This is a genomic window from Streptacidiphilus jeojiensis, assembly GCF_042510965.1.
In the GTDB taxonomy this organism is placed as follows: Bacteria; Actinomycetota; Actinomycetes; order Streptomycetales; family Streptomycetaceae; genus Streptacidiphilus; species Streptacidiphilus jeojiensis.
In genome coordinates this window covers 1-1,072 of sequence record NZ_JBEUKS010000032.1, presented here as the reverse complement: position 1 = coordinate 1,072, position 1,072 = coordinate 1, and the positions used below count along the sequence as shown (strand labels likewise).

The 1,072-nt window shown below is 56.4% G+C and carries 1 rRNA gene; it reads right to left on the bottom strand.

The features are described from left to right. Nucleotides 1-43: 43 nt before the first annotated feature. Nucleotides 44-1,072 (bottom strand): 23S ribosomal RNA (locus ABUW04_RS39700); the annotation flags it as partial.

The window sequence follows — 1,072 nt, the reverse complement described above, 5'->3', positions numbered from 1 at the left end:
GGGGGTCGTTTCTTCAGAACAACACAGTGGACGCGTAGCAACTATGGACAAGCCCTCGGCCTATTAGTACCGGTCAGCTCCACCCCTTACAGGGCTTCCACATCCGGCCTATCAACCCAGTCGTCTACTGGGAGCCTTACCCACTCGATGGTGGTGGGAGTCCTCATCTCGAAGCAGGCTTCCCGCTTAGATGCTTTCAGCGGTTATCCCTCCCGAACGTAGCCAACCAGCCATGCCCTTGGCAGGACAACTGGCACACCAGAGGTTCGTCCGTCCCGGTCCTCTCGTACTAGGGACAGCCCTTCTCAAGACTCCTGCGCGCGCAGCGGATAGGGACCGAACTGTCTCACGACGTTCTAAACCCAGCTCGCGTACCGCTTTAATGGGCGAACAGCCCAACCCTTGGGACCTACTCCAGCCCCAGGATGCGACGAGCCGACATCGAGGTGCCAAACCATCCCGTCGATATGGACTCTTGGGGAAGATCAGCCTGTTATCCCCGGGGTACCTTTTATCCGTTGAGCGACGGCGCTTCCACAAGCCACCGCCGGATCACTAGTCCCTGCTTTCGCACCTGCTCGACCCGTCGGTCTCACAGTCAAGCTCCCTTGTGCACTTACACTCAACACCTGATTGCCAACCAGGCTGAGGGAACCTTTGGGCGCCTCCGTTACATTTTAGGAGGCAACCGCCCCAGTTAAACTACCCACCAGACACTGTCCCTGATCCGGATCACGGACCCAGGTTAGACATCCAGCACGACCAGAGTGGTATTTCAACGACGACTCCACAACCACTGGCGTGGCCGCTTCAAAGTCTCCCACCTATCCTACACAAGCCGAACCGAACACCAATATCAAGCTATAGTAAAGGTCCCGGGGTCTTTCCGTCCTGCTGCGCGAAACGAGCATCTTTACTCGTAATGCAATTTCACCGGGCCTATGGTTGAGACAGTCGAGAAGTCGTTACGCCATTCGTGCAGGTCGGAACTTACCCGACAAGGAATTTCGCTACCTTAGGATGGTTATAGTTACCACCGCCGTTTACTGGCGCTTAAGTTCTCAGCCTCGCC